The organism is Succinatimonas hippei YIT 12066, assembly GCF_000188195.1.
GTDB classification, from domain to species: Bacteria; Pseudomonadota; Gammaproteobacteria; order Enterobacterales; family Succinivibrionaceae; genus Succinatimonas; species Succinatimonas hippei.
In genome coordinates, this window is sequence record NZ_GL831055.1 from 1 (window position 1) to 1,705 (window position 1,705).

General features: G+C 41.8%; 1 protein-coding gene. It reads left to right on the top strand.

Features of this window, described 5'->3' with window-relative positions; translation table 11 throughout:
* Positions 1 to 161 precede the first annotated feature (161 nt).
* The coding region (locus HMPREF9444_RS08355) for an IS1634 family transposase (protein ID WP_040909449.1) at positions 162 to 1,705 on the top strand (1,544 nt) is incomplete at its 3' end.

Consider the following 1,705-nt stretch of genomic DNA (forward strand, 5'->3'; position numbering starts at 1 on the left):
TTAAACCGTAACGCTAAAAATTAGGGAGGCGACAGTCTCCCTAAACTATTCCTTTAACTGTTTGATCCTCAGTTAATTTCCCTTTCTCTTTTTCGTTTGTTTCTTTTATTTTTGTGTTATAATTAACATACCTAACAGGTAGCTTAATAAGCGGTGCCGTTATGATTGAAAAACCCGACTTTATCCTTAATTTTCATAAACCCGAAAATACCGAAATCAAGCATATCCGCGGTCATTGGTACCTCTATGAACGGCATAATAAATACGACCCCTCCATTAAACGCAGCCGTAAAGTTTCCGGCAAGTGTCTTGGCAAAATCACCGCGCAGGGTTTAATCCCTACTAAACGCCGTTTGGTTAATATCGAGCAAAAACCTCAAATCAGTGACGTTATTGAAGTCGGCTCTTCCGTCTTTTTCTATGAGAGAACGGCTGAGTATCGGGAGCGTCTGCAGAAATTCTTTCCTGACCTGTGGCGACAAATTTATGTCATCAGTTTCATCCGTACCATGTACAATCCGCGTTTTAGAAGGTTATTTCTGCATTATGAAAACAGCTTCTTTGCCCATCTGTTTCCGGATTTGAATTTCTCCGCTCCTTACTTATGCCGCTTATTAAAGAGTTTAGGCAAACAGCGGGATGCTATTGCTGCTTTTATGCGGGAAGACATTGACCTTAAGCGCTCTTTTATTCTGTTTGACGGACATCGTTTGTTGTCAGCCTCACGTACTATGGAATTTGCCGAGCTCGGTTATGACTCCAAACGGCGCTTTAAACCTCAAATCAATCTTTTGTATTTATTCTCTTTATCTGAAGATACCGGATTGCCTTTGTACTATAAACAATATATCGGTAGTACCCACGATGTTCGTGCTTTTGCCGATATCCTGAAGGAAGTAGGAATAAAGAGCAATCACTATACGATAATTGCCGATAAAGGTTTCGGCAGTGATGAAGACTTTGCTCTGCTTGAACATTACCAGCTCCATTATTTGATTCCGCTCAAGCGCGGCAACCGCTATGTCAAAGACCGCATCCCTTTATCGCAAAGTGATTATGATTCCGTATTCACCTATCACGGCCGGACAATTCAATGCAAACGCTTCGATGAAGATGATTGTGTCATTCATCTTTACTATGACGCTCAGCTTTATGCCGATGAGTTGAGTGACGCTTCCTTAAGATTGGAAAAACTTAATGCCGCAAAGGAATTAAAAACTGCACAAGAGCTTAAAAGACGCTCACATAATAAAGGACGGCTGACTGATGCCGAGCTTGCGGCGCTTAAACCGCAAACTTTAGCACAGCTGCATGCCGAAATTAAGGAAATGGGTACTATAACCGTCAGAACCAATCAGTCCGGACTCAACGGCAAGCAGATTTACTATATGTACAAGCAGCGTCAGGCTATTGAGCAGTACTTCAAAACCTACGGAGATACGATGGAGTTTGAATCCTCCTATATGAGAGGGCGGAATGAAGAAGAAGCATGGCTGTTTTTAAACCACTTGTCATCAGTATTTGCAATTGGCTGCATTGAAGAGATTGCCGGGATTGAAGAAAGCAGGAACATTTCCCTGAAAGATTTGACGCAGAGCTTAAGCAAGATAACTGCCGTAAAAATAGACGAGCAATGGAAAATAGCACCGATTAAGCGTACGGTAGAGAAATTATGCAGGAAACTTGATCTGAATTTAACGGACGA